Origin of the sequence: Pseudodesulfovibrio sediminis (genome assembly GCF_020886695.1) — a bacterium.
Lineage (GTDB): Bacteria > Desulfobacterota > Desulfovibrionia > Desulfovibrionales > Desulfovibrionaceae > Pseudodesulfovibrio > Pseudodesulfovibrio sediminis.
In genome coordinates this window covers 563,068-583,756 of record NZ_AP024485.1, presented here as the reverse complement: position 1 = coordinate 583,756, position 20,689 = coordinate 563,068, and the positions used below count along the sequence as shown (strand labels likewise).

The 20,689-nt window shown below is 50.4% G+C and carries 22 protein-coding genes; 16 read left to right on the top strand and 6 right to left on the bottom strand.

The window, feature by feature from the left end:
• Window positions 1–4: 4 nt before the first annotated feature.
• From SRBAKS_RS02860 to SRBAKS_RS02845, 4 genes are all read left to right on the top strand, one after another.
• Entirely contained in the window at window positions 5–841 is an 837-nt protein-coding gene (locus SRBAKS_RS02860; RefSeq protein WP_229593442.1) for an LpxI family protein, read from the top strand.
• A gap of 140 nt (window positions 842–981) precedes the next feature.
• Complete coding sequence (locus SRBAKS_RS02855; RefSeq protein WP_229593440.1) at window positions 982–1,863, top strand: damage-control phosphatase ARMT1 family protein; 882 nt, start codon at window positions 982–984, stop codon at window positions 1,861–1,863.
• A 3-nt stretch (window positions 1,864–1,866) separates the two neighbouring features.
• Window positions 1,867–5,034, top strand: coding sequence for an AsmA family protein (locus SRBAKS_RS02850; RefSeq protein WP_229593438.1), 3,168 nt, complete (start codon window positions 1,867–1,869; stop codon window positions 5,032–5,034).
• A 93-nt stretch (window positions 5,035–5,127) separates the two neighbouring features.
• Window positions 5,128–6,528 (top strand): YihY/virulence factor BrkB family protein, encoded by a 1,401-nt coding sequence (locus tag SRBAKS_RS02845; RefSeq protein ID WP_229593436.1) that lies wholly within the window; start codon window positions 5,128–5,130, stop codon window positions 6,526–6,528.
• A 13-nt stretch (window positions 6,529–6,541) separates the two neighbouring features.
• Here the strand turns inward: SRBAKS_RS02845 and tgt are convergent, their stop codons facing one another.
• Together tgt and nth are read right to left on the bottom strand one after the other, a co-directional pair.
• Window positions 6,542–7,660, bottom strand: a complete 1,119-nt coding sequence (tgt, locus tag SRBAKS_RS02840) for a tRNA guanosine(34) transglycosylase Tgt (protein ID WP_229593434.1) — start codon at window positions 7,658–7,660, stop codon at window positions 6,542–6,544.
• Window positions 7,660–8,295, bottom strand: coding sequence for an endonuclease III (gene nth, locus SRBAKS_RS02835; protein ID WP_229593431.1), 636 nt, complete (start codon window positions 8,293–8,295; stop codon window positions 7,660–7,662). Before nth ends, tgt begins: the two co-directional genes overlap by 1 nt.
• Window positions 8,296–8,421: 126 nt before the next feature.
• Here nth and cutA point away from each other — a divergent pair, with 126 nt between their 5' ends.
• The 10 genes from cutA (at window position 8,422) to pal (ending at window position 16,519) form a co-directional block, all read left to right on the top strand.
• On the top strand, window positions 8,422–8,742 hold the full coding sequence (gene cutA / locus SRBAKS_RS02830; RefSeq protein ID WP_229593428.1) for a divalent-cation tolerance protein CutA: 321 nt from the start codon (window positions 8,422–8,424) through the stop codon (window positions 8,740–8,742).
• Window positions 8,743–8,827: 85 nt separating this feature from the next.
• On the top strand, window positions 8,828–9,766 hold the full coding sequence (locus tag SRBAKS_RS02825; protein ID WP_229593426.1) for a carbohydrate kinase family protein: 939 nt from the start codon (window positions 8,828–8,830) through the stop codon (window positions 9,764–9,766).
• A gap of 114 nt (window positions 9,767–9,880) precedes the next feature.
• Complete coding sequence (miaB, locus tag SRBAKS_RS02820; protein WP_229593424.1) at window positions 9,881–11,230, top strand: tRNA (N6-isopentenyl adenosine(37)-C2)-methylthiotransferase MiaB; 1,350 nt, start codon at window positions 9,881–9,883, stop codon at window positions 11,228–11,230.
• A complete protein-coding gene (locus tag SRBAKS_RS02815) occupies window positions 11,224–11,718 on the top strand; it encodes a bifunctional nuclease family protein (protein WP_229593422.1) in 495 nt (164 codons plus the stop codon). The genes miaB and SRBAKS_RS02815 overlap by 7 nt, the downstream gene beginning before the upstream one ends.
• Window positions 11,719–11,725: 7 nt before the next feature.
• Window positions 11,726–12,376: a histidinol phosphate phosphatase domain-containing protein gene (locus SRBAKS_RS02810; RefSeq protein WP_229593419.1), complete on the top strand. Its 651-nt coding sequence runs from the start codon at window positions 11,726–11,728 to the stop codon at window positions 12,374–12,376.
• 128 nt (window positions 12,377–12,504) lie between these two features.
• On the top strand, window positions 12,505–13,206 hold the full coding sequence (locus SRBAKS_RS02805; protein ID WP_229593416.1) for a MotA/TolQ/ExbB proton channel family protein: 702 nt from the start codon (window positions 12,505–12,507) through the stop codon (window positions 13,204–13,206).
• 9 nt (window positions 13,207–13,215) lie between these two features.
• On the top strand, window positions 13,216–13,632 hold the full coding sequence (gene tolR / locus SRBAKS_RS02800; protein WP_229590902.1) for a protein TolR: 417 nt from the start codon (window positions 13,216–13,218) through the stop codon (window positions 13,630–13,632).
• Window positions 13,633–13,751: 119 nt separating this feature from the next.
• Window positions 13,752–14,540 carry a TonB family protein gene (locus SRBAKS_RS02795; RefSeq protein WP_229593414.1) on the top strand — a complete coding sequence of 263 codons (789 nt, stop codon included), beginning with the start codon at window positions 13,752–13,754 and terminating at the stop codon, window positions 14,538–14,540.
• Window positions 14,541–14,546: 6 nt separating this feature from the next.
• Complete coding sequence (locus tag SRBAKS_RS02790) at window positions 14,547–15,854, top strand: protein tolB (protein WP_229593412.1); 1,308 nt, start codon at window positions 14,547–14,549, stop codon at window positions 15,852–15,854.
• 122 nt (window positions 15,855–15,976) lie between these two features.
• On the top strand, window positions 15,977–16,519 hold the full coding sequence (pal, locus tag SRBAKS_RS02785) for a peptidoglycan-associated lipoprotein Pal (protein WP_229593409.1): 543 nt from the start codon (window positions 15,977–15,979) through the stop codon (window positions 16,517–16,519).
• Between the two features lie 125 nt (window positions 16,520–16,644).
• Here pal and SRBAKS_RS02780 read toward each other — a convergent pair whose 3' ends face one another.
• The 4 genes from SRBAKS_RS02780 to SRBAKS_RS02765 all read right to left on the bottom strand — a co-directional run bounded on the left by SRBAKS_RS02780 (window position 16,645) and on the right by SRBAKS_RS02765 (window position 18,876).
• Window positions 16,645–17,127 (bottom strand): phosphatidylglycerophosphatase A family protein, encoded by a 483-nt coding sequence (locus SRBAKS_RS02780; RefSeq protein ID WP_229593407.1) that lies wholly within the window; start codon window positions 17,125–17,127, stop codon window positions 16,645–16,647.
• A gap of 6 nt (window positions 17,128–17,133) precedes the next feature.
• On the bottom strand, window positions 17,134–17,622 hold the full coding sequence (locus SRBAKS_RS02775; protein WP_229593405.1) for a DinB family protein: 489 nt from the start codon (window positions 17,620–17,622) through the stop codon (window positions 17,134–17,136).
• 156 nt (window positions 17,623–17,778) lie between these two features.
• The gene (locus SRBAKS_RS02770) at window positions 17,779–18,213 is read right to left on the bottom strand and encodes an acetyltransferase (RefSeq protein WP_229593403.1); all 435 of its coding nucleotides are present in this window, start codon (window positions 18,211–18,213) and stop codon (window positions 17,779–17,781) included.
• 36 nt (window positions 18,214–18,249) lie between these two features.
• On the bottom strand, window positions 18,250–18,876 hold the full coding sequence (locus SRBAKS_RS02765) for a Maf family protein (RefSeq protein WP_229593401.1): 627 nt from the start codon (window positions 18,874–18,876) through the stop codon (window positions 18,250–18,252).
• A 188-nt stretch (window positions 18,877–19,064) separates the two neighbouring features.
• Here SRBAKS_RS02765 and SRBAKS_RS02760 point away from each other — a divergent pair, with 188 nt between their 5' ends.
• Window positions 19,065–19,787 carry an OmpA/MotB family protein gene (locus SRBAKS_RS02760; RefSeq protein ID WP_229593399.1) on the top strand — a complete coding sequence of 241 codons (723 nt, stop codon included), beginning with the start codon at window positions 19,065–19,067 and terminating at the stop codon, window positions 19,785–19,787.
• A gap of 17 nt (window positions 19,788–19,804) precedes the next feature.
• Window positions 19,805–20,680: a motility protein A gene (locus tag SRBAKS_RS02755; RefSeq protein ID WP_229593396.1), complete on the top strand. Its 876-nt coding sequence runs from the start codon at window positions 19,805–19,807 to the stop codon at window positions 20,678–20,680.
• Window positions 20,681–20,689 lie beyond the last annotated feature (9 nt).

The window sequence follows — 20,689 nt, the reverse complement described above, 5'->3', positions numbered from 1 at the left end:
TATAATGACAGATAAAAAAATGACCATCGGCTTGATTGCCGGAGGCAAACAGTTTCCCATGCTCGTCGCACAGGGAGTGAAAGCCAAAGGACATCGTTTGGTGGCGGTTGGCTTTACTGGCCATTCCAATATGGATGTCGCTTCTTTGGCTGATGTTTGGCTGGAGATGAAGCTTGGTAAATTAAACAAGCTCATTTCCTATCTCAAGTCAAACGGCGTCGAGCAGATCATCATGGCGGGTACTATTGAAAAGCCCAAGGTCATGGATATTCGGCATCTAGATATGCGGGCCATTAAATTGTTCGTGGGGAAAAAGAACAAGGGCGATACAGCGCTGTTGGGACTGTTGGCCAGAGAATTCGAGCATGAAGGTATGCCTGTTGTGCACGCTCATGTCTTTCTGCCTGAGTTGTTGACTCCTGAAGGCGTGCTCACTAAACGCAAGCCTGATGAGAGAGAGTGGGATGATCTTCGTCTTTCCTGGCAGATCGCCAAAGAATTGGGGCGAATGGACGTCGGTCAGTGCATCGTCATCCGCGAGGGTATAGTGGCCGCGGTGGAAGCGCTTGAAGGTACGGACATGGCTATCCGACGCGGATGTGAATTCGGCGGAAAAGGGTGTGTGGTCGTCAAGGTCTTCAAGCCTGGACAGCAGGAAGAAGTTGACCTTCCCAGCCTCGGTCTCGATACCATAAGAACCATGGTTGAAGGCAAGGCTGTCTGCCTTGGTGTAGAAGCTGGAAAATCCCTTTTTTTTGATCGAGAGGCCGCAATAGAGTGCGCAGATAAAGCCGGTATAACCATTGTCGGCTTGACCTCAGATTCATTTCAGAATTCTTAAAGAAAAACTTATAGAACAATGAGAGAACCTTCCTTGCAATGGGTGGGGTCTTGTGCGATGCATATATACATCTTCTTGGGCTTTCTTGTGTAAGGAAGTCAAAGAATTATTTACTATATTGCTACAATTTAGGTGGTTACATGGATACCGCACTCGAATGTATGCCATGCTTCATGAACATGGCTGTCAAGGAATCTCAACTCGCCTGTCCTGATGATTATGCCCTCCAACTTGAGATAGTCACTACGTGGGGCGGCATGCTCTCCACATTGGATCTGACTCAACCTCCGCCTGCCATTGCCAGGCATCTCGCTGATCTTATTCGCTCCAAAACCAACTGTGGTGATCTCTATGCCCTGGATAAGCACGAAGCCAACACCCAGGTGCAGGCACTGTTTCCCGTGCTTGAAGAACGCCTGGCAAAGGTACGTTCTGAAAATGGTGACGCCTTGGCCCTGGCGCTTGAGTTGGCGATAATCGGTAATTTCATTGATCGTGGTGTTGATATCGAGTTTGATCTGGATGAGGAAATTGCCAATGTTGCTGACACTGTTCCTCCAACAATACTTGAAGAGTTGAAAGCGTTGGCTCAACCAGGAGCCCAAGTCCTTATCCTGGGAGATAATACGGGAGAAATCGTATTGGACAAGTTGTTGGTCGATGAATTTCAGCGTCGCGGCTGTGAAGTGACGTATACTGTTCGGTCCAAGCCTGTCATCAATGACGCGACCATGGCTGATGCAATCAGCGTCGGCATGACTGAGTTGTGCCATGTAGTGGAAAGTGGCGTGGACACGCCGGGAACTATTCTTGAGCGTTGTGAGCCTGCCTTTGTGGAGAGAATGCATGCAGCTGATGTCATAGTCAGTAAGGGCCAGGGTAACTTCGAAGCGTTGTATAATCGGTTTCCCGGCATCTTTTGCGCATTCAAGGTCAAATGCCCCAGGGTGGCCCGTGAAACAGGCCTGACTCTGGGAGAGAGTGCCTTCTGTCGCACTTTAACGTCATCCCATAGAGACTAAGTCATGTTCAAACGAGTCTGCACTATCTTCATTGAGTTGCTCGCCTTTGGCGTGCTCGTGATTGGTGCGGTCCTGTTTGCCGTTTCCTTTTACATAGATACCGATGATTTTCGTAACGAGTTTACGGATATTCTGGAAAAGACGAGCGGTCGTCATGTCATCCTGAACGGCGATATTGATATTGCTCTTTGGCCGGATTTCGCTCTTGAAGTCAGTGAGTTGAGTATCTCTGAAGACCCTGACTACGGCGATGAGGTCTTCGCCACCCTTAAGAGGGTGAGTATTGATATTTCTCTGCTCCCCCTGGCTTCCAACATGGTCGAAGTCGAATCCATTGTCGTTGATGGTTTGGAATTCACACTGATTCATAGCGGCGAAGGACATTTCAATTGGCAGTCAATGATACAGGAATCAGAGACAAATCCGAATTCTTCTGCCTCAGCCATTTTGGATGATTGGACATTTTATGTTCACGCTGTGGAAGTAAACGACGCTGAAATCAACTTCAAGGATCTGCCGACCGAGGAAGAGTACAGACTCAGCGGGATTTCAGTCAAAACAGGCGAAATCGAATCCGGTCAAGATATTCCCTTTATCCTTTTCAGTGCATTTGCCTGGGCGGATCAGGGCATCAAATCCGATTTGAAGTTGAAAGGGGTGGTGACCCTGGATGAAGACGGGCATGCCCCTAAGCTCAAAGATGCCACAGTCTCCGCTTCTCTCCAGTTTGATGCACTTCCCAAGGCGCTTCAGACCGGGGAGATCTCAACATCTGTAGATATGGATTGGGAAAAGGGGACTGTCAGTCTGCACAATTTTCAGGCTCAACTCTTGGGTCTTCGAGCAGAGGGGCATCTAAAAAGTGGTGATTTGAGCAAGAAAATGGACGTATCCGGGCATTTGACCGTACATCCGTTTTCTCCAGCTGAAATATTGGCTCAGTTTGCTCCTGAACTTTCAATTGATCGTATACAGGGCCTGAAAAGCGGGGCCGTAGCATCTTTTTTCCATATTTCTGAACAGGGTGTTGAGTTTAAGAATCTTGTCCTGGCTTTGGATGACTTTACTCTTCGTGGTCAGGCTGGTTTCAGCGGGTACTCAGATCCGATGTTTTCTTTTGATCTGCAGGGAGACACGCTTGATTTGGAGCAGTATCTCCCGCCAAAGTCCGAATCCGCTGGTGAACCGCTCAAGTGGGACACCTTCAATCTTCCCTTGATTGCGCAACTCAAAGGCAAGGGAGCGATACGTGTGAGTGGTCTCAAGACCGGTGATGAACTCATTTCGGATATTCGTCTGAAGATCGACACCAGTGGGGCCTCCGTTCGTTTGGCCGGATCTGCCTTGCGGAAAGGGTTTTCTTCTTTTACTGGCTCTGCGGATGTGGCGATAGAGGCAGCCCCAAAAAATATTCCGGTCATATCGCTGACAGCACAACTTAACGGACAGTCACAAGCTGCGGGATTTCCATTTTTCAAGCAGAAGGGAATTCAAGTCGGTGGAGCTGGTACGCTTACTGTGGATGCCGGTGTGTCCAAGGTGTCCTGTCCACCTGGGGGGCATGTTCTGGACATACTCAAGGACCTGTCTGCCACAGTGGCTTTCTCTCTTGGTCAGGGAGCGACTCGAATATCTGACGAGGATGACGAAGAGCTATTCAAACTGCGGTATAATAAGGCATCCGTGGGCTTGAAAATGCGGCCAGGAGAAGGGGGTACGGATACTTCCTTGCAGAAGCGTGTCACCGTTAGTGTGAAGACTCGCGGAGGCCAGGGAGTTGAAGGGATTACTTTTGACGGAGAGGGGGATATCTCCCTGGGCGTCAAAACCGGTTCAGTCAAAGCAGATGATGTTTCATTTTCCGGGTATGTTTCCCTTTCATCCCTTCCAAAGCAAGCAATGCGCGTGGAGACCAAGGGTGTTGCCGCATACGATTCCGATGTCGGGATTGTGGAATTCGAGAATACGTCTCTTCGGGTGCTGGAAACCACGGTCACTGGCTCTGCAAAACTGACAGGGCTCGACGGTCATTTCAAGGTGAACGGGCATTTGAACCTTGATCAGGCCAACCCCAAAAGAATTGTATACTTGCTGACGGACTATTCCATCCGAACCGATGATGGCGAGGCGTTGAAAAAAGTCAGTATGGATACTGATTTTGTTGTCGATACAGATGGTTTCGCCTTGACAGATTTCAAGGGTAGTCTGGATGGGATGCCATTCAAGGCCGAAATTGTCGGCACCGGTTTTCTTGATCCTGCTTTGGCTGTGTCTCTTTCAGCAGGAGCATTTGATTTGGATAGATATCTGCCGCCGTCTGACAAGCTCTCTGTCGAAGAAATACGTAGTGGTAAGGAAAAAAAGGCTGACCCGGTGGACCTTCCTCTGGCATTTCTGCGATTCCTGAACATTAACGGACGCGCGACCTTCCAGTCATTCAAACTTGCGGACATCAAGACACTGGGGTTGAACGGAGTTATTCGGGCAGACAAGGGAAATATTCATATTTCAAAAGTGACCGGCGACACGTATCATGGCAAGTTGAAAGGGGATTGGACAGGTGAAGTCGGAGCGACGTCCTTGAAAACCCATCTTATTTTGACAGTCACAAACATGAATGCGGGACTGCTGATGGTGGACCTTGCCAGCCGGGAGTATATCAAGGGTGAGACAGACGTTGAGCTTGATCTGACCAGTCAGGGCGGCACAGATGATGCCATTCTGGAGAACCTGGGAGGGACTGCGTTCGTTCGGATAGTGGATGGGTCGTATAAATTTACCGGCTATAATTCTCGACCAGTGAAAGGCAAAAAAGAGACGGCCGAACAAGCCGTTGCGCGACGAGCCAAAGCGAGAACCGCATTCAAAAAGGCTTTGGCCCGATTCCTTGTTGAAAAGGGTGTCTTCACCGCCAAGGAATTTACTGTGGAAGCGCCTCCTGTCCTGCAGTCGTCAGGTACAGGAAATTTCAGTTTGTCTGCAAACACCATTGATATGGATATCAGGAATGATTTTGTAGGGGTGCCAAGTGTTACTGTTGAACTGGTTGGAAAGCTGTCTGACCCTCAGGTCAAGATTCCGACTGGAAAAATTGTCAACGACACAGTGTTCAATATCCTCAGCCTTCCCGAAAAATCGTTGGAGTTTGTTCGGGATCTTATCCTGCACTAGCGGCGGTAACTTGGCTGACGAGTCGGATACAAGCCGTGGTTGACAGAGCCTGTTTCAGTTGTCGTATTTGCAATTCTGATGAATGGAGTGAATATGTGCGCAGCCAAATTTGATCAGACATCGAAAAGGGTAAAGAACCACTTCAAGGAAGGGATATGGGTCCGCAGTACAGCTGACACGCCCATCTATGTTCGGATTTGGCGTGGCTTTTGGCGTCTTCTTTATCTGGTAGGATTCGGATTTGTAAAAGATCAGACCATAATCCGTGCGGCAGCCCTGACATTTACCACCATTTTGTCCATCGTGCCTTTTCTGGCTGTGGCCTTTTCCATTTCAAAAGGATTCGGCCTGCAGAATACGGAATTTATCAGATCACTCATTCTTAAAATGACTACCGGCAGGGTGGAAGTAGCTGACAAGATTATCGAGTATATTGATCGCACCAACGTTCAAGCCTTGGGCTGGGTCGGTGTGGCCACATTGCTGTTTACCGTTTTTTCACTCATAGGAACCACGGAAAAGGCGTTCAACACCATCTGGAATATCCGCCGGGGGCGGTCTGCATGGCGTAAGGTCGCTGACTTTTTTCCGGTCATCCTCATTTGCCCGATGGTGCTCATCGTCGCTTCCAGTTTTAACATCAGCCTGCAACAGCAGCAGATGGTGGCCGGTGTCCTGAGCGTGGAAACCATCAGTCTCCTGCAAGCCTTTGTGCTCAAGGTTACGCCGTATTTTCTGATCGCGTTTGCGTTTGCCTTCATGTACGCCTTCATCCCCAATACCAGGGTGGATATGGGGGCGGCACTGATTGGCGGCACTGTGGGTGGTATCTTGTGGCAGATGGCTCAGTGGCTCTACATCACCTGGCAGATCGGTGCGGCCAAATATAATGCTATTTACGGGAGCTTTGCACAGTTGCCGGTGCTGCTGATCTGGATCTATATCAGCTGGGTCATAGTCCTGCTTGGTTCACAGGTCAGTTATGCTTGGCAGAATCTCAATTCATTCGTGAAGCAACGATACTTTGGTCAGGCGACGCCGTTTGAGCGGCAGAAGCTGGCTGTTTTGATGATGGTAGTGCTGGCCAAGCGCTTTTATGAAAGCAAGCCGCTTCCTTCCGTGGAAGAGATTTCGGATGGCCTCATGGCGCCGACCGCATTGGTGTCGGATCTGTTTACCCTGTTGCAGAAAGCCGGCTACACTGTTCTGGCTGATGTACAGGGATGTGAAGTCTTCGCTCCTGCCAGGTCGCTGGATAATATTCGTATCCTTGATGTTGTCCGTGTAGTGAACATGGACGGCGAGCATCGGGTATACAAGGAGTTTGCCAGCAAGTTCGCTTTTCTGGATGTCCTTTTTGGAGAACTGGGAAAGAGTACCGCGAGCAGTGAGGCCAACCTGACTCTTTTGGAATGTGCGCAAACCTACCCGGACAGCGTTCTTGAGATCGCCCCGGAAGATAAAGACATGGGAACCTGCCTGCCACACCCCTGATTCAGAGTCCTATTTACTTTACAGCATATGCGGCTTCGTAGCGTGCCTTGAGCGCTTCAAAGGTGCCCTCCTCAATTGCCGCCCGAATTTGTTTCATCAGGTCCAGATAGAAATAGAGGTTGTGGTAGGTGTTGAGCCTGTAGGAAAGCAATTCCTTGGCCTGATACAGATGACGCAAATAGGCTTTGCTGAAGTTCTGACAGGTATAGCAGCCACAGTTCGGGTCGAGCGGAGAATCGTCTTCGGCGAACTCGGCTCGTTTGATGTTGATCTTGCCCATGGAAGTGAACAGGGTGCCATTGCGAGCATTGCGTGACGGCAGGACGCAGTCGAACATATCCACACCGGCAGAGACGCCTTCGAGCAGATCAAGCGGGGTGCCCACGCCCATGAGATACCGAGGTTTGTTCTCCGGCATTTTGGGAGTGATGTGATGAAGGATGTCGTACATTTCTTCCGTTGATTCCCCTACAGACAAGCCGCCGATGGCAAATCCTTCAAAGTCGATTTCACTGAGTTGTTCCAGACTCTTTTCACGAAGATCCTTGTGAAATCCACCTTGAACAATACCAAACATGAGCTGCTGGCCCGACCCTTTGGGGTAATGGTCGCGACAGCGCTGTGCCCAGCGTGTGGTCATTTCCAGTGATTTTTCAGTGTATTTGCGATCATTGCCGTAGCCTACGCACTCGTCCAGAACCATCATGATATCCGAGCCGAGGTTCTTCTGAATGTCGATGGCTTTTTCAGGAGAGAAGAAATGCTTGGAGCCGTCGATGTATGAGCGGAATTCAACACCTTCTTCCGACAGTTTGCGAATGCCTTGCAGGCTGAACACTTGAAAGCCGCCGCTGTCAGTCAGGATGGGGCGATTCCAATTGGAAAATTTATGCAGACCACCGCGTCGGGCGACCAGTTCATCTCCCGGACGCAGGTAGAGGTGATAGGTGTTGCCCAGAATGATCTGTGCTTCCATTTCTTCCAGATCACGCGGGGTCAGGCTTTTGACTGTCCCTTGGGTGCCAACAGGCATGAAAATGGGCGTCTGAATATCGCCATGGGCTGTGCTCAATGTGGCTCGGCGAGCCTGGCCGTCTGTGGCATGAACAGTGAAGTTACCGGGTTTGGTCATTATTTGACTCCCTTTTTGGGACAGATGTCATTGAGTTCACAAATGGCGCATTTGGGGTTGCGGGCCGGACAGATTTCGCGGCCGTAAAATACGAGGAAGTGATTGATTTCGCCCCATTGATCGCGGGGATAGAGTGGCATGAGATCTTTTTCAATGGGAATAGGGTCCGTTTTGGTGGTCAGTCCCATGCGAAATGCAAGTCTTTTTACATGGGTATCCACCGCAATGCCTTCGTTGATGTTGAAGGCGTTTGAGAGAACGATGCTGGCCGTTTTACGGGCTACGCCGCCAAGAGTGATGAGTGCTGCCATGGATTGAGGTACCTCGCCGCCATATTCACTCATTATGCGTGTGGCTGCGGCTTTGATATTCTTCGCCTTGTTGCGAAAGAACCCTGTGGATCGAACCACTTCTTCAATTTCGGTGACGTCCGCATCAGCTGCATCCTTAATATCAGGCCAGCGCTCGAAAAATACGGGGGTTACCTTGTTTACCCTTTCATCGGTACACTGAGCGGACAAGGCCGTGGCGACCAGCAGCTCCCAGGGAGTGGACCAAGTCAGGGCAGGCTCGGGTGAGGGATAGCGTTTGGCCAGACGAGTATAGATTTCTGCAGCGCGTTCTTTCTTTTTCATGCTCTCTCCGTGTTTGGACGGTGTTAGCACCTGCCACCTGATGGCTCAAGTGTCAACAGTGACGGTTCCTGTTTGCTCTTTGGCGCGAAGCATGTATCATCAAATCCAATGAGGAAAGGAGGCGATATGGCAGTATCCTTTGTGTATATGACCTGCGAAACCAGGGCGGAGGCCGAGAATATCGGTTCTGTGCTTGTGGAACGCAGGCTTGCGGCCTGTGTGAATATACTTGGTGGCATGCAGTCAATGTATTGGTGGCAGGGCCGGGTGGAGAAGTCTGAAGAAGCTGTTCTCATAGCGAAAACCCGGGACGCCTTGGTGGATGAACTGACTGAGGCAGTCAAGGCCATGCACAGTTATGATGTCCCGTGTGTGGTCGCGCTGTCCATAACGAACGGCAACCCTGATTTTCTTCAGTGGGTGGCGGCAGAAACCACTCAGGAGTAGATAGGCTGGGTATATACGTTGACACGAATGGGGCCATGGACGTACTTTCCCGGTGACAAAATTTGCCATACAGCAAGGAGCACGCATGCAAATCTACATTTCCGGGTCTTTGGCCTTTGACCGTATCATGACGTTTCCCGACAAGTTCTCCAACCATATTTTGCCGGATAAAATACATATTTTGAATGTCTGCTTTTTGGTGGACGGCCTTGAAGAACGCTTTGGCGGGACCGCAGGCAATATCGCTTACACTTTGTCCCTGCTCGACACCAAAGGCGTTATTCTGAGCCAGGTGGGCAAGGATTTTACCGCCTATGATGAACGGTTGCAGCAGTACGGTATTTCCGTGGAAGGTATCCGTACCATTGATACCGAATTCACTGCCGGTGCATATATTACTACTGACAAAGCAGATAATCAGATTACCGGTTTCAATCCCGGCGCTATGAAATATCCCTGCCAGTACGATATGTCCAAGATCGATGACTCCGAGGCGCTCGGTATCATCTCTCCCACCAACCTGAGCGACATGATTGATCACCCCAAGTATTATCGTGAGAACGGCATCCCGTTTATTTTTGATCCTGGTCAGCAGATTCCGGCATTCACCGGCGATCAACTGAAAGAGGCTTTCATGGGAGCCGAAATCCTGATCACCAATGACTATGAATTGGAAATGATCATGAATTCCACTGAGATGACCAAGGATGAGATCATTGATTCTGTTGCCTATCTCATCACGACCCTCGGTGAAAAAGGTTCTGTCGTGAACTGCAAGGGTGAAGAAACAACCATTGGCGTTGCTCCGGCAAACGCTGTGGTCGATCCGACCGGTGCCGGCGACGCCTACCGTTCTGGTCTTCTCAAAGGGCTGTCCATGGGGAAAACAGTCGTGGATGCCTGCAAGCTCGGCGCTGTCTGCGCCACGTACGCCGTGGAAAAAAACGGCACTCAGGAGCACTCCTTCACGATGGAAGAATTCACAGAAAGATACGAAACAAGTTTCGGTACATTAGAAGGTTGAGCAAAACCCTGCACATGCTGGACACCTGTTCAGGCGTAAGTAAAATTCCGGGGCTGAAACAACTCATGTCCGGCTTATTGACCCGTTGGGTCTGGGCTGAGCAGGAAGGATTATATGAAATTCCACATCATCACCTTCGGGTGTCAGATGAACGTACACGATTCTCAATGGCTTTCCGCCGCCCTCGAAAGTCGAGGGTGGCAGGAAGCCGGTGAAGACGACGCACAAGTATACATTTTGAATACCTGTAGTGTTCGGGATAAGCCTGAACAGAAAGTATACAGTGAACTTGGCCGTGTGGCTGCCCATGTAAAGCGGGACGAAACCGTTTTCGCTGCCGTGGGGGGATGTGTTGCCCAGCAGATCGGGAAAGGCTTTTTCGACCGCTTTCCCTTTGTCAAACTTGTCTTTGGGTCAGACGGCATTGCGAATGCTCCCAATGCCTTGGAGAGCATCGCGCAAGGCAAGGAAGACCGTCTAGCCTTGTTGGATTTTGTTTCTATTTATGAGGAACGGGAACAACCTGCGGAAATGACAATCTCCGTGCCGGAAACACGACAGGCCTTTGTCAATATTATGCAGGGGTGCGACAATTTCTGCTCCTACTGTATTGTTCCCTATACTCGAGGACGACAGAAATCCCGCAGGCCGGACGCCATCGTGCAGGAATGCAGGGCTCTGGTCGAAGGCGGGGTTAGAGAGCTGACCCTGCTTGGACAAAATGTGAACAGCTTTGGTCAGGACAAGGGTGGCGTCGGTGTCAGTTTTGCCGACCTGTTGACCTCTGTTGCCGCTATCGAAGGCCTGGATCGTTTGCGGTTCACGACCTCTCATCCAAAGGACATAGCACCGGAAGTCATTACAGCGTTCGGTGAACTTGAGAATCTGTGCCCGTCCCTGCATCTTCCCTTGCAGGCTGGTTCTGACGCAGTGCTCAAGTCCATGCGTCGGAAATATGACCGGGATCGGTATCTTTCCATTGTCGATGGCCTGAAGGTCGCGCGCCCTGATATTTCTCTGACTACGGACCTCATAGTTGGCTTTCCCGGCGAAACAGAAGACGATTTTCAGCAGACGCTTGAAATGGTCGAAAGGGTTGGATTTGAATCCAGCTTTTCCTTCAAATATTCGGATCGCCCCGGAGTGGCGGCGGTGAATATGGAGCCCAAGGTTGATCCAGAGGAAGCCTCAAGTCGACTGATGCGCTTGCAGACACTGCAAAATAAGATTACTAGAGAATGTCTAAAGAAATTGGTGGGTGCTGAAACGGATGCATTCATCGAAGGATTGAGCCGTAAGCAGGATGGTGATGCAACCTCCTGGAAAGGGCGTGATCCAGCCGGGCGAATTATCAATGTTCCCATGGAACAGCAGAGTGGCCTTGTGGGCATGATGGTCCCGGTGAAAATCAAAGAAGCGAAAAAGCACTCCCTGAATGGCGAGAGGGTAGGCGAACCGTGGTAAAGCTTGAAATATTTGGACTTGCAGTGGATGAAGCAGGCAAGTCTCCCATCATAGTCTTGAAAAACGAAGAAGAAACCATGGTCTTGCCTATCTGGATAGGTGCCATGGAGGCCATGTCCATCTCCATGGCTATCAATGACGTCGACTTCCCTCGCCCCATGACGCATGATTTGATGCTGAATGTCATAGATAAAATGGGTGGCAGCCTTACCCGTATCGAAATCACGGATATAGAAAACGGAACATTCTTTGCGGAGCTGGTTGTTTCGACAGAAGAGAAGACCATGCGCATTGACAGTCGTCCTTCGGATGCCATTGCCCTGGCCGTTCGGACCAAGTGTGCCATTTATGCCGGAGAGAGCGTTTTGGACTCTGCCGGTGGACCATTTCCTGAACAGGTTGAAACGGTTTTGACTACCGAGAATTCGGATCAGTGGATAGATGAGCTAGAGAAACTTTCTGAAGATGACACCAAATATAAAATGTAGGTGAGCCATGATCGATCTTCATACACATACAATTTTCAGTGACGGGGAACTTATTCCCGCCGAGCTCGTTCGCAGAGCAGAGGTGATAGGGTATAAGGGCATTTGCATGACCGATCACGCCGATGAAGCGACCATGTATCACACCCTTGAGAACGTGCTCCGTTTTGTCAAAAAGCATGGACATTTTTTTGATATCAATGTGTTGGCCGGAGTTGAACTGACACATGTTCCGCCAGCACTCATTGGTGAAATGGTTGACGCGGCCCGCAAAAACGGGGCGCAGGTTGTTGTCATGCACGGCGAAACCCCGGTTGAGCCCGTTGCTCCCGGAACCAACCTTGCAGCTATTGAAGCCGGTGTTGATGTTCTGGCTCACCCCGGTTTGATTACCAAGGAAGAAGTGCAACTCGCTGTCGAGAAGGGCGTTGCCCTGGAGATAACGACTCGCGGCGGGCACAGTTATACCAACGGTCATGTCGCGGCTTTGGCCAGGCAGTATGGCGCAAAGCTTGTCGTCAACAATGACGCTCATGCGCCACGGGATCTGGTTGGGAGCGATTTGCGAAAGACTATCGCCATGGGAGCCGGTTTGACACTGGAAGAATATCGTCAGACCGAGTCCAATGCGTGGGAAATCGTCCAGCGGTGCATGAAGTAAAAAACTGTCGCGATATTGCGACCAAACACACGAGTAGATGAAGTGTACTCGGGAAGCTGCGGCTTGGTTAGTCCGGCTTTCACTGCATGAAGCGGGCTTGCCGCCCATAGAAAACAAAAGGTGCCACCATGAATGTTATACCTGAGAGCGACATGATTTCCTTGCTGATGGGCGCGACCCTGGCTGTGAAATGCGTGATGCTGTTTCTCGCCCTCATGTCCCTGTGGAGCTGGACCATCATTTTTTTCAAATTCTTCACCATCGGCACGGCCCGCAAACGGGTTATTGAAGGCTATGACGCATTCATGGCCTCCGACGATCTGTCCAGCGGGCTCAAGGCAGTGGGTGACGAAACGTCACCCCTTACCCGCATTTCCACTTTGGCCGTGAAGGAGTTTCGGTTGCTGGAGAGAGCGGACGTTAGCCGGGACAGGAAGCGTCTGCTGGTCAAGGATACGCTCAGGCGCGTACTCAAGCAGGGCGTGACCAAGGAGATGCGAACCCTTACCCGCAATCTGCCTTTCCTAGCTACCTGTGCCAACGCGGCGCCGTTCATCGGCCTGTTTGGTACGGTCTGGGGCATCATGCACTCCTTTCACTCCATCGGCCTGGCCCAGTCCGCTGCCCTGGCAACGGTCGCTCCCGGTATTTCCGAAGCATTGATTGCCACGGCAATCGGCCTGCTGGTCGCTATCCCGGCAACTATTTTCTACAACTATTTCCTGGGCAAACTCAATGAAGTCGAGTCCGGTATGGTGGACTTCGCTGGAGCCTTTCTGAACCGGGCAGAGCGTGAAATCGCCTGGTCCAACAAGCCTGAGAAGCGCTAGGAGCGACCTATGGCTATCAAGACCGGCGGCGGCTTTCTCAACGAGATCAACGTGACGCCTTTCGTGGACGTGATGCTGGTGCTTCTGATCATCTTCATGGTCACGGCACCGCTCATGACACAAGGCGTGGAAGTAGACCTGCCCACAACCAAGACAGTGAAGAATCTGCCCAAGGATTCCGACCACCTGGTGTTGTCCGTAAAGCAGGACGGCACACTGTTTCTGGATGAGTATCAGGTGGGCATGGACGAGTTGGAAGATCACTTGAAGCGTTTGGTGGCATCCCAGAAAAAGCAGCTTTTCCTGCGTGCGGACAAGGAAGTGCCGTATGGCACAGTGGTCCAGGTCATGGGCGAGATCAAATCCGCCGGTATAGACCGCCTTGGTATCGTTGCTGAACAGAAACGCGAAGAGAAAAAGAAGTAATTCTTCGGAATAATTATACAATGCGGCAAAGTTTTGGTTTTATATTATCTGTTCTCTTTCACATCGCTTTGGGTGCTTTTGCCCTGTATGGCGTGAACGGAACCGGCTTGCAGGTTAATATGGATCGCCCTGTATATACGGTGGATCTTGTTTCCCTTGCTCCACCTCCTCCTGGTCCGCCTGTGGTGGTTCAGGCCAAACCGCAGGTTGCAAAGAAGGCTGTGGAGGCTCCTGTTGTGGAAGCCAAGCCAGAGCCGGTCCCTGAAGTCACCCCCGAGGTTGTCGAGGCCAAAGCGGAAGAAATCAGCCCCAAAAAGGTTGAGAAGAAGATCGTGAAGAAGAAGCCTGAACCAAAACCCAAACCGAAACCCAAGCCTAAGCCCAAACCCAAGCCTAAGCCCAAACCTAAGCCGAAACCCAAAAAAACAACCGAGCAACTTCTGGCCGAAGGAATGGCCGCTGCCAAGGCTGAAGCCAAGCGGCAGGAAGCCAGCAAATCCAATGCTCTGGCCAGTGAGCTTGCTGCCTTGAAAAAGCAGGAAGGCGATGCCGTCTATGCTCATGGCGGGCAACCCGGAGGGGTTGAAGGCGGCAAGGAAGGCGGTGTCGTAGGGGGAACCGGCTCTGGGCTTTCCGAAGTCTATGGAGTTATTGTCGGTATGGCCATCAAGAAGCATTGGCGATATCCCGCTCTTTCTGGTGATGCCAATCTTGTGGCTGTCGTTGAAGTGGAACTGGATGAGACTGGAAAGATTTTGACCTGGAAGGTCGTCGAGTCATCGAACAATCCTGAATTCGACAGTTCTGCCCTGCGTGCCATCAAGGAAACTGAATATGTGGCAAAACCGAAGACAAGAAGAGATCAAATCTTTCGCATTAATTTCAACAGCCAGGAACTTGCAGAGTAAAGAGTTATGAAACGCAATCTGATTATATGTATATTGAGTATGTGTCTCAGCCTCATGGCCTTTTCAGCCTATGCGGCTGGCCCATTGACTGTTGATATTCATGGCCCGGGCCAACGAATGGTCAATGTTACCCTGTTACCCCCACGGGGGCTGAACGGTGCGCCCGTGCCCGCAGCGGCTGCCAAGGCTCTCGAAGAGCTTGTGGCCAATGACCTGGGCTATATTCCCTTCCTGTCTCTTGTCCCGGTGGAGACCCTGCTTGGTGGCGATCCCAGTAAAGGGGTGAAAGGGGCGGAAATTGATTTCAAGCCTTTTCAGCTTGCTCGTGTCGATTTGTGTGTGACCACTGGCTGGAATGGTGACTATATAGAGATGCGCGCTTTTGAAACGTTCAGCGGTCGCAGGGTGGTGGGCAAGTCCTATCGTGATGTCACCGCACATCTCCCGCTGGTGGCTGATCGGTTTTGTTCTTCGTTTCTTGAAGCGCTGACTGGCAAGAAGGGCTTTTTTAGTTCTCCGATTGCCTTTGTCAGGCAGGAAGGAAAGAACAAGGAAATCTTCACTGTTTTGCCTCAGGGCAGAAATTTGAAACGAATTACGCGTCTCGGTGGGTACAATCTGAGTCCAGACTGGTCCGCTGATGGTGAAAGTATCGTGTTTACTCATATTGGGAAGACACGGCATGAGCTGGGCGTTTATGATGGAGTCAACAAGCGCATACGTCGTCGCTACAAAGGAATGGGCAACTCGATCATCAGTCCTGTCTTTGGCCCTGATGATGTACTGTATGTCTCGCTCAACAGAAACGGCGCAACCAATATCTATGAGCTTTCCAGCTCATTCAAACCTGGAAAAATACTGGCGAAGAGTCCGTACATCGATGTCTCGCCGAGTTTTGACCGACGCGGTGAGAAAATGGTATTCACCTCTGGCCGGGCCGGGAACCCTCACATTTATCTACTTGAAATAAAAACAGGAACTGTTCGTCGTCTGACCAGGACGGGTAAGTACAATACCCATCCTTGTATCAGCCCTGATGGACGATATGTGGCGTATACACATCAAACTTCCCAAGGACATAGGATTTATCTCATCGACCTGACCACTGGTCGAGAAAAGCAGTTGACCTTTGGTCCGGGAAATGATGAATACCCCGCGTTTGGACCTGATGGATATTTTGTTGCATTCGCCTCTAACCGTTTAGGGGAGTATAAACTGTATTTAACAACGCGACATGGTGATACACCGAGAAAAATCTCTACCGGAAAGGGCGCTGCTTTTGCTCCGGCATGGGATACATCGCAACAAAGGTAAAATGTCATACATATAGGGTTGATTTTTGTAGTGAAAAAGGTACAGGTTATATGTATTGCAACGAAATTGATTGTGGAAGCTATTATATACTAGCCGAACAACGGCGCTACCAAGGAGAGAGCATGAAGATCAAATGGAGTTTTGTAGTTGTGGCCTTGTTGGCCTTGTCGCTTTTTGTTGCAGCAGGTTGTGCAAAGAAAACAACAACCACGCCGACTGATGATACAGTGCAGGTTCAGGACGACACCCGGATGGATACTCAGGATTCCACCATGGAAGACAAAGACCTGGCTGCCGAGCAAGCTGCTCGCGCCAAGACTGAGGCCATGGTTGAGCTGACCAGCGTCACGATTAATTTTGCATTTAATTCCTATGAGTTGAATGACAGCGCTCGTTCTATCCTGGCTCTGAAGGCCAACATCCTGCGTAACTATGCGGATGTTGATATTGTTATCGAAGGTCACTGTGACGAACGTGGTACTGAAGAATACAACCTTGCCCTGGGTGAACGTCGCGCACGTGCTACCTATGAGCATCTGGTTATCCTCGGTGTTGACCCTCAGCGTATGAAGATCGTCAGCTTTGGTGAAGAGCAGCCGCTTGATCCCGCAAGCAACGAAACCGCTTGGGCCAAGAACCGTCGCGCAGAATTCGTGGTAAAATAGCCCGAATTCGATTGTAATTAAAAAACGCCGTTTCCCTTGGGAAATGGCGTTTTTTTGTCGTCTGCAGTATTTTATTGAATACCGGGCATAGGCTGCAATTCGATGGCGGCCCTTGGAATCAACTATCAATTCATAGAAAGAAAAAAGTGCATGAGGTGCAGACATCCCAGCGCATAAAACCCGGCCACACCATCATCGAGCATAACGCCAAGGCCGTCCTTGAACCGGTTCTCGGCCCATTTGATAGGCCACGGTTTAAGGATGTCGAAAAATCGAAATAGGGCAAAGGCAGCAGCCAGATACCAGATGGGCATGGATGTGAAGAAGAGAATGCAAATCCATTGACCGAAAAGTTCGTCAATGATGACGCAGCCGGGGTCTTTTTTGTCATATACGATCTCGGCACGCGTGGAAGCCCAGGTGCCGATAAGCAGGATTACGGCTAGCACTGCTACACGCTGCCAAAGCGGTAGGGGGAGGAAAAGCCAGGGAGCAACCACAATGGACGCAAGGGAGCCCCAGGTGCCGGGTGCTTTAGGAAAATGGCCGATAGGGCCCATCGTCGCCAGAGCCGTTGACAAGGTGTCGAGTGGTGATTTGGGTGTCATTGAATCTTACCCTGTTGTCAGATAGGGGTCTTGGGTCAGCCAGAGCTCTTCCATACGGTACATATGCCAATAATCATGCATGAGAATGTGCCGGGCAAGAATGCGAATGCTGTATTCTGTGTATTCGGGATGAGTGGCCGTCCGTTCCCATTCTTTTTCATTTATCCCTTTCAAGAGAGCCAACTGTCGTTTTCTGCCTGAAGAAAATGTCGAAAGCGCTTCGGCCATAGCTGGAATCGGAGGCGCTTCTTCCTCTTCGGCATCAGGGAAGAACGGGATGAATTCGGGCTTGTCTTCGGTCAGTATCCGCGTGAGGCGTTCCACAAGCATGGACTGCACATCAGCCAGATGCGCAACGTGTTCAGCTATAGACCAGAACGCGGGTTGACGTTTCAGGAGGTGCTGATCTTCCGGTATGGAATTGACCATGCCTGCGAGGATTGACGGGGTGGCTTCAAGGCTTTTGATAATGTTCTCAATTTCAGGAGAGGGCATGTTGTTTCTCTATTGGGGTTGATGATTCGGGCGCAACAGGCAGGCTGGCGACATTGATCAGGATGGTAAGGTGGTAACCAAGTATCGTCAATAAGACGCAATGGAGTGGGCCTTGTGTGGGAGCCTTTGTATTTTTTTGTCGATAATCCGAGTCGGTTAATTCAACTGCATATGCAGTAATGGGAAGGGCTTTCCTTGTCCGTCAACTGGCGATCGCCCCGTAACGGTGAATCCGATATGTTTATAAAAACCGAGTGCTTGTGTGTTTTGTTCGTTGACGTCAACGGTTGTGACATGCATGTTTTCAATGGCATGCCGGCACAAAGCGGAGCCAACTCCCTGTCCTCGGCTCTCGGGAGAAACGAAAAGCATCTCAAGGTTGTTCTTAGCCACACCGCAAAATCCGAGAATGTTTCCCTGATTATCCTTTGCGCACCGCAATTCCACCGCATCAAAATATCGTTCAAGAATCAACGGTCGTAAAAAAACGATGTCTTCGTCTTTCAGGAAATCATGCGTTGCTCTAACGGAAGCTTCCCATAGTGTAATCAGTTTGGGATAGTCCGTTTTGTCGACAGGTTTAATTGTCATGCGACGCCTTGCTGAGACGGAAATGATGGGACAAGGTCAAGGAAGTGCACACGAGCTTTTGCTTGGGATAACAACTTCCCACTGCATCAGAATCTCTAACACCCGTGTCAAAGGCAGCCCCACGACATTCGTATAGGAACCTCTGATTCCAGAGACCAGAAATGTACCGATTCCCTGTATGGCGTATGCTCCGGCCTTATCCATTGGCTCTTTGGTGGCGATATAGCTTTTGAGTTCAGCTGTCGTGGAAGTGCGCATGTCAACGGCGGTTTGGACTGCCTTGGTTATGACGGAGCCATCTGGCAGGACAATACAGAAACCGGTGATGACCTGGTGTGTTCTGCCGGACAGGGCGGAGAGCATTCCAAGCGCATCCGATGCGTCTTTGGGTTTACCCATGATCCAGTCACCCAGAACAACAATGGTATCTGCTCCAAGTACCGTACTTGTTTTATATCCCCTTGCGATATCCAGCGCCTTCATCTCCGCCATGCGTTGGACATAGTCCAGCGGAAGCTCCGCTTCGTCCGGAGCCGGTTCGTCCAGGGTGCTCGGGTGTACCTTGAAGTCTAAACCCAGGTCAGTGAGCAGTTCCTTGCGGCGTGGAGAGCCGGATGCCAGCACCAACGGGCTGTCTGTTGTGAATGGTCCTTTGCGTGTCATAGTGGTGTGGAATGTCTCCCATATTTTTGGGGGAGTCAATGTCATGCAGGGTGTCGGTTTTTTGTCTCCCTACTCCATATTGATTCGTCGTTGGTTGAAATCGATCAAATAACGGTGTTATCCCAACGTGTTAAAAAAATGGCAGTATTCTTGCTTGATACCGTGCGCGCGAATACGCAGGAGATGCCATGCAAGAAATCGACACGAGTTTTACAAAGGATTTTACGTCATTTGATCAGTTGGAGAATAGTGCCTCTTCACCGGGCATGAATGACTGGGCCGTACCCTGGTCTGATCTGATGATGGTCATGTTTGTGCTTTTTGTTGTGCTGTTCATTTATTCGAGCAGTCAGCAGGATGTGAAGATTCTGTTCAGCAATCAGGCGGCCAGTGAGGCCAGGGCCACCAGCGCCCTTGATCCGCTCATTGGGCTCATTGGGCAGTTGGCCAGCCGCGCTGATACGAGTGGATCCAAGGATGTTGTCCGTGTCCATGAGAATGAAGTCCTTTTCCGTTCTCGTGCGGATGGCATTTCCGTGGTTCGTGAAGCCCCGGGGCGAGTGCGCATCTCACTGCGGGGAGAATTGTTTTTTGCTGAACGCTCCGGCGAATTGAGGGATGAAGCAGGCCAGTATCTTCGTGAAATCGCGGAGCTGGTCAAACTCAGCCTCGGCGCGGTGCATGTTGTCGGGTATGCCGACACAAGCGAAGCGGAAGGCACAGAGAGTTTTACTCTTTCAACCCAACGAGCTGCCGAGGTTGCAGCATACCTCATTTCCAAATTTCATGTTGATCCCAAGCGGATCATCATAACTGGCAGGGGGTCCTATCAGCCGGAACTGCCGGATACATCCGAGGCCAATCAGGCCTCGAACCGCCGTGTTGAAATTGTCCTTGCAAATGAAAGCTGAATCGATTGGAGAAAATCATGAGTAAAAAGAACATTGTCGGCATTATCATCAGCTTGATTATTTTCGTATGCAGCTTCCTGCTTACCGGAGCAGCCGGTGCTTATCTGAATCTGGTGGCTTTCCTGGTGGTCGGGTCCGGGCTGGTGGCAGCCACGTTGATCAGTTATCCCGCTGTTCATGTAAAGAATGCGATTACCGTGGCAAAAAATGCCTATCGAAACGGTCATGCGTCTGCCGAAACTATCGTCAACACCTTGCTTGATCTTTCGGTCAAATCAAAAGTGGACGGCATCCTTTCCCTTGAACGTTCCGAGGCAAAGGCCACGAGTTCGTTTTTGAAGAATGGCTTGATCCTGCTGGTGGACAACTACAAGGAAGAAGAGATTCGAGAGACACTGAGTGTGGAAATGGCGTTTTTTAACCTACGCCGTCAACAAAGCGAACGGTTCTTTCAAACCTTGGCGCGTATGGCTCCGGCGTTCGGTGTGGCAGGTAGTGTTATCGGGCTTATTGGTTTACTCATGGGCATCAATGATACTGCGGTTATTCTCAAGAATATTCCCGTGGCCTTTATTTCCACATTGTATGGGCTTGTATTGAGCAACCTTGTCTTTTCGCCCATTGCAGAGAATATCAACTTTTCAACCAAGGCGGAATTGCTCAATCAGAAGCTTGTTCTTGAAGGTATTGTGGCCATAAGCAAGGAGCAGAATTCTTACAAGTTGGAGCGTAAGCTTGTCTCATTTCTCAGTCCGTCAGAGCGCGAAGGAAAGACCGAGACGTTGCGCAGGATTACCCGCAAGTATGTGCAGAAAAAACAGCAGCCAGTTGAACTGTCCGATATGCCGGAACTGAAGAATAAGCATGAGGAAGATGTAACTGTCGCCGCATAATGAAAATCC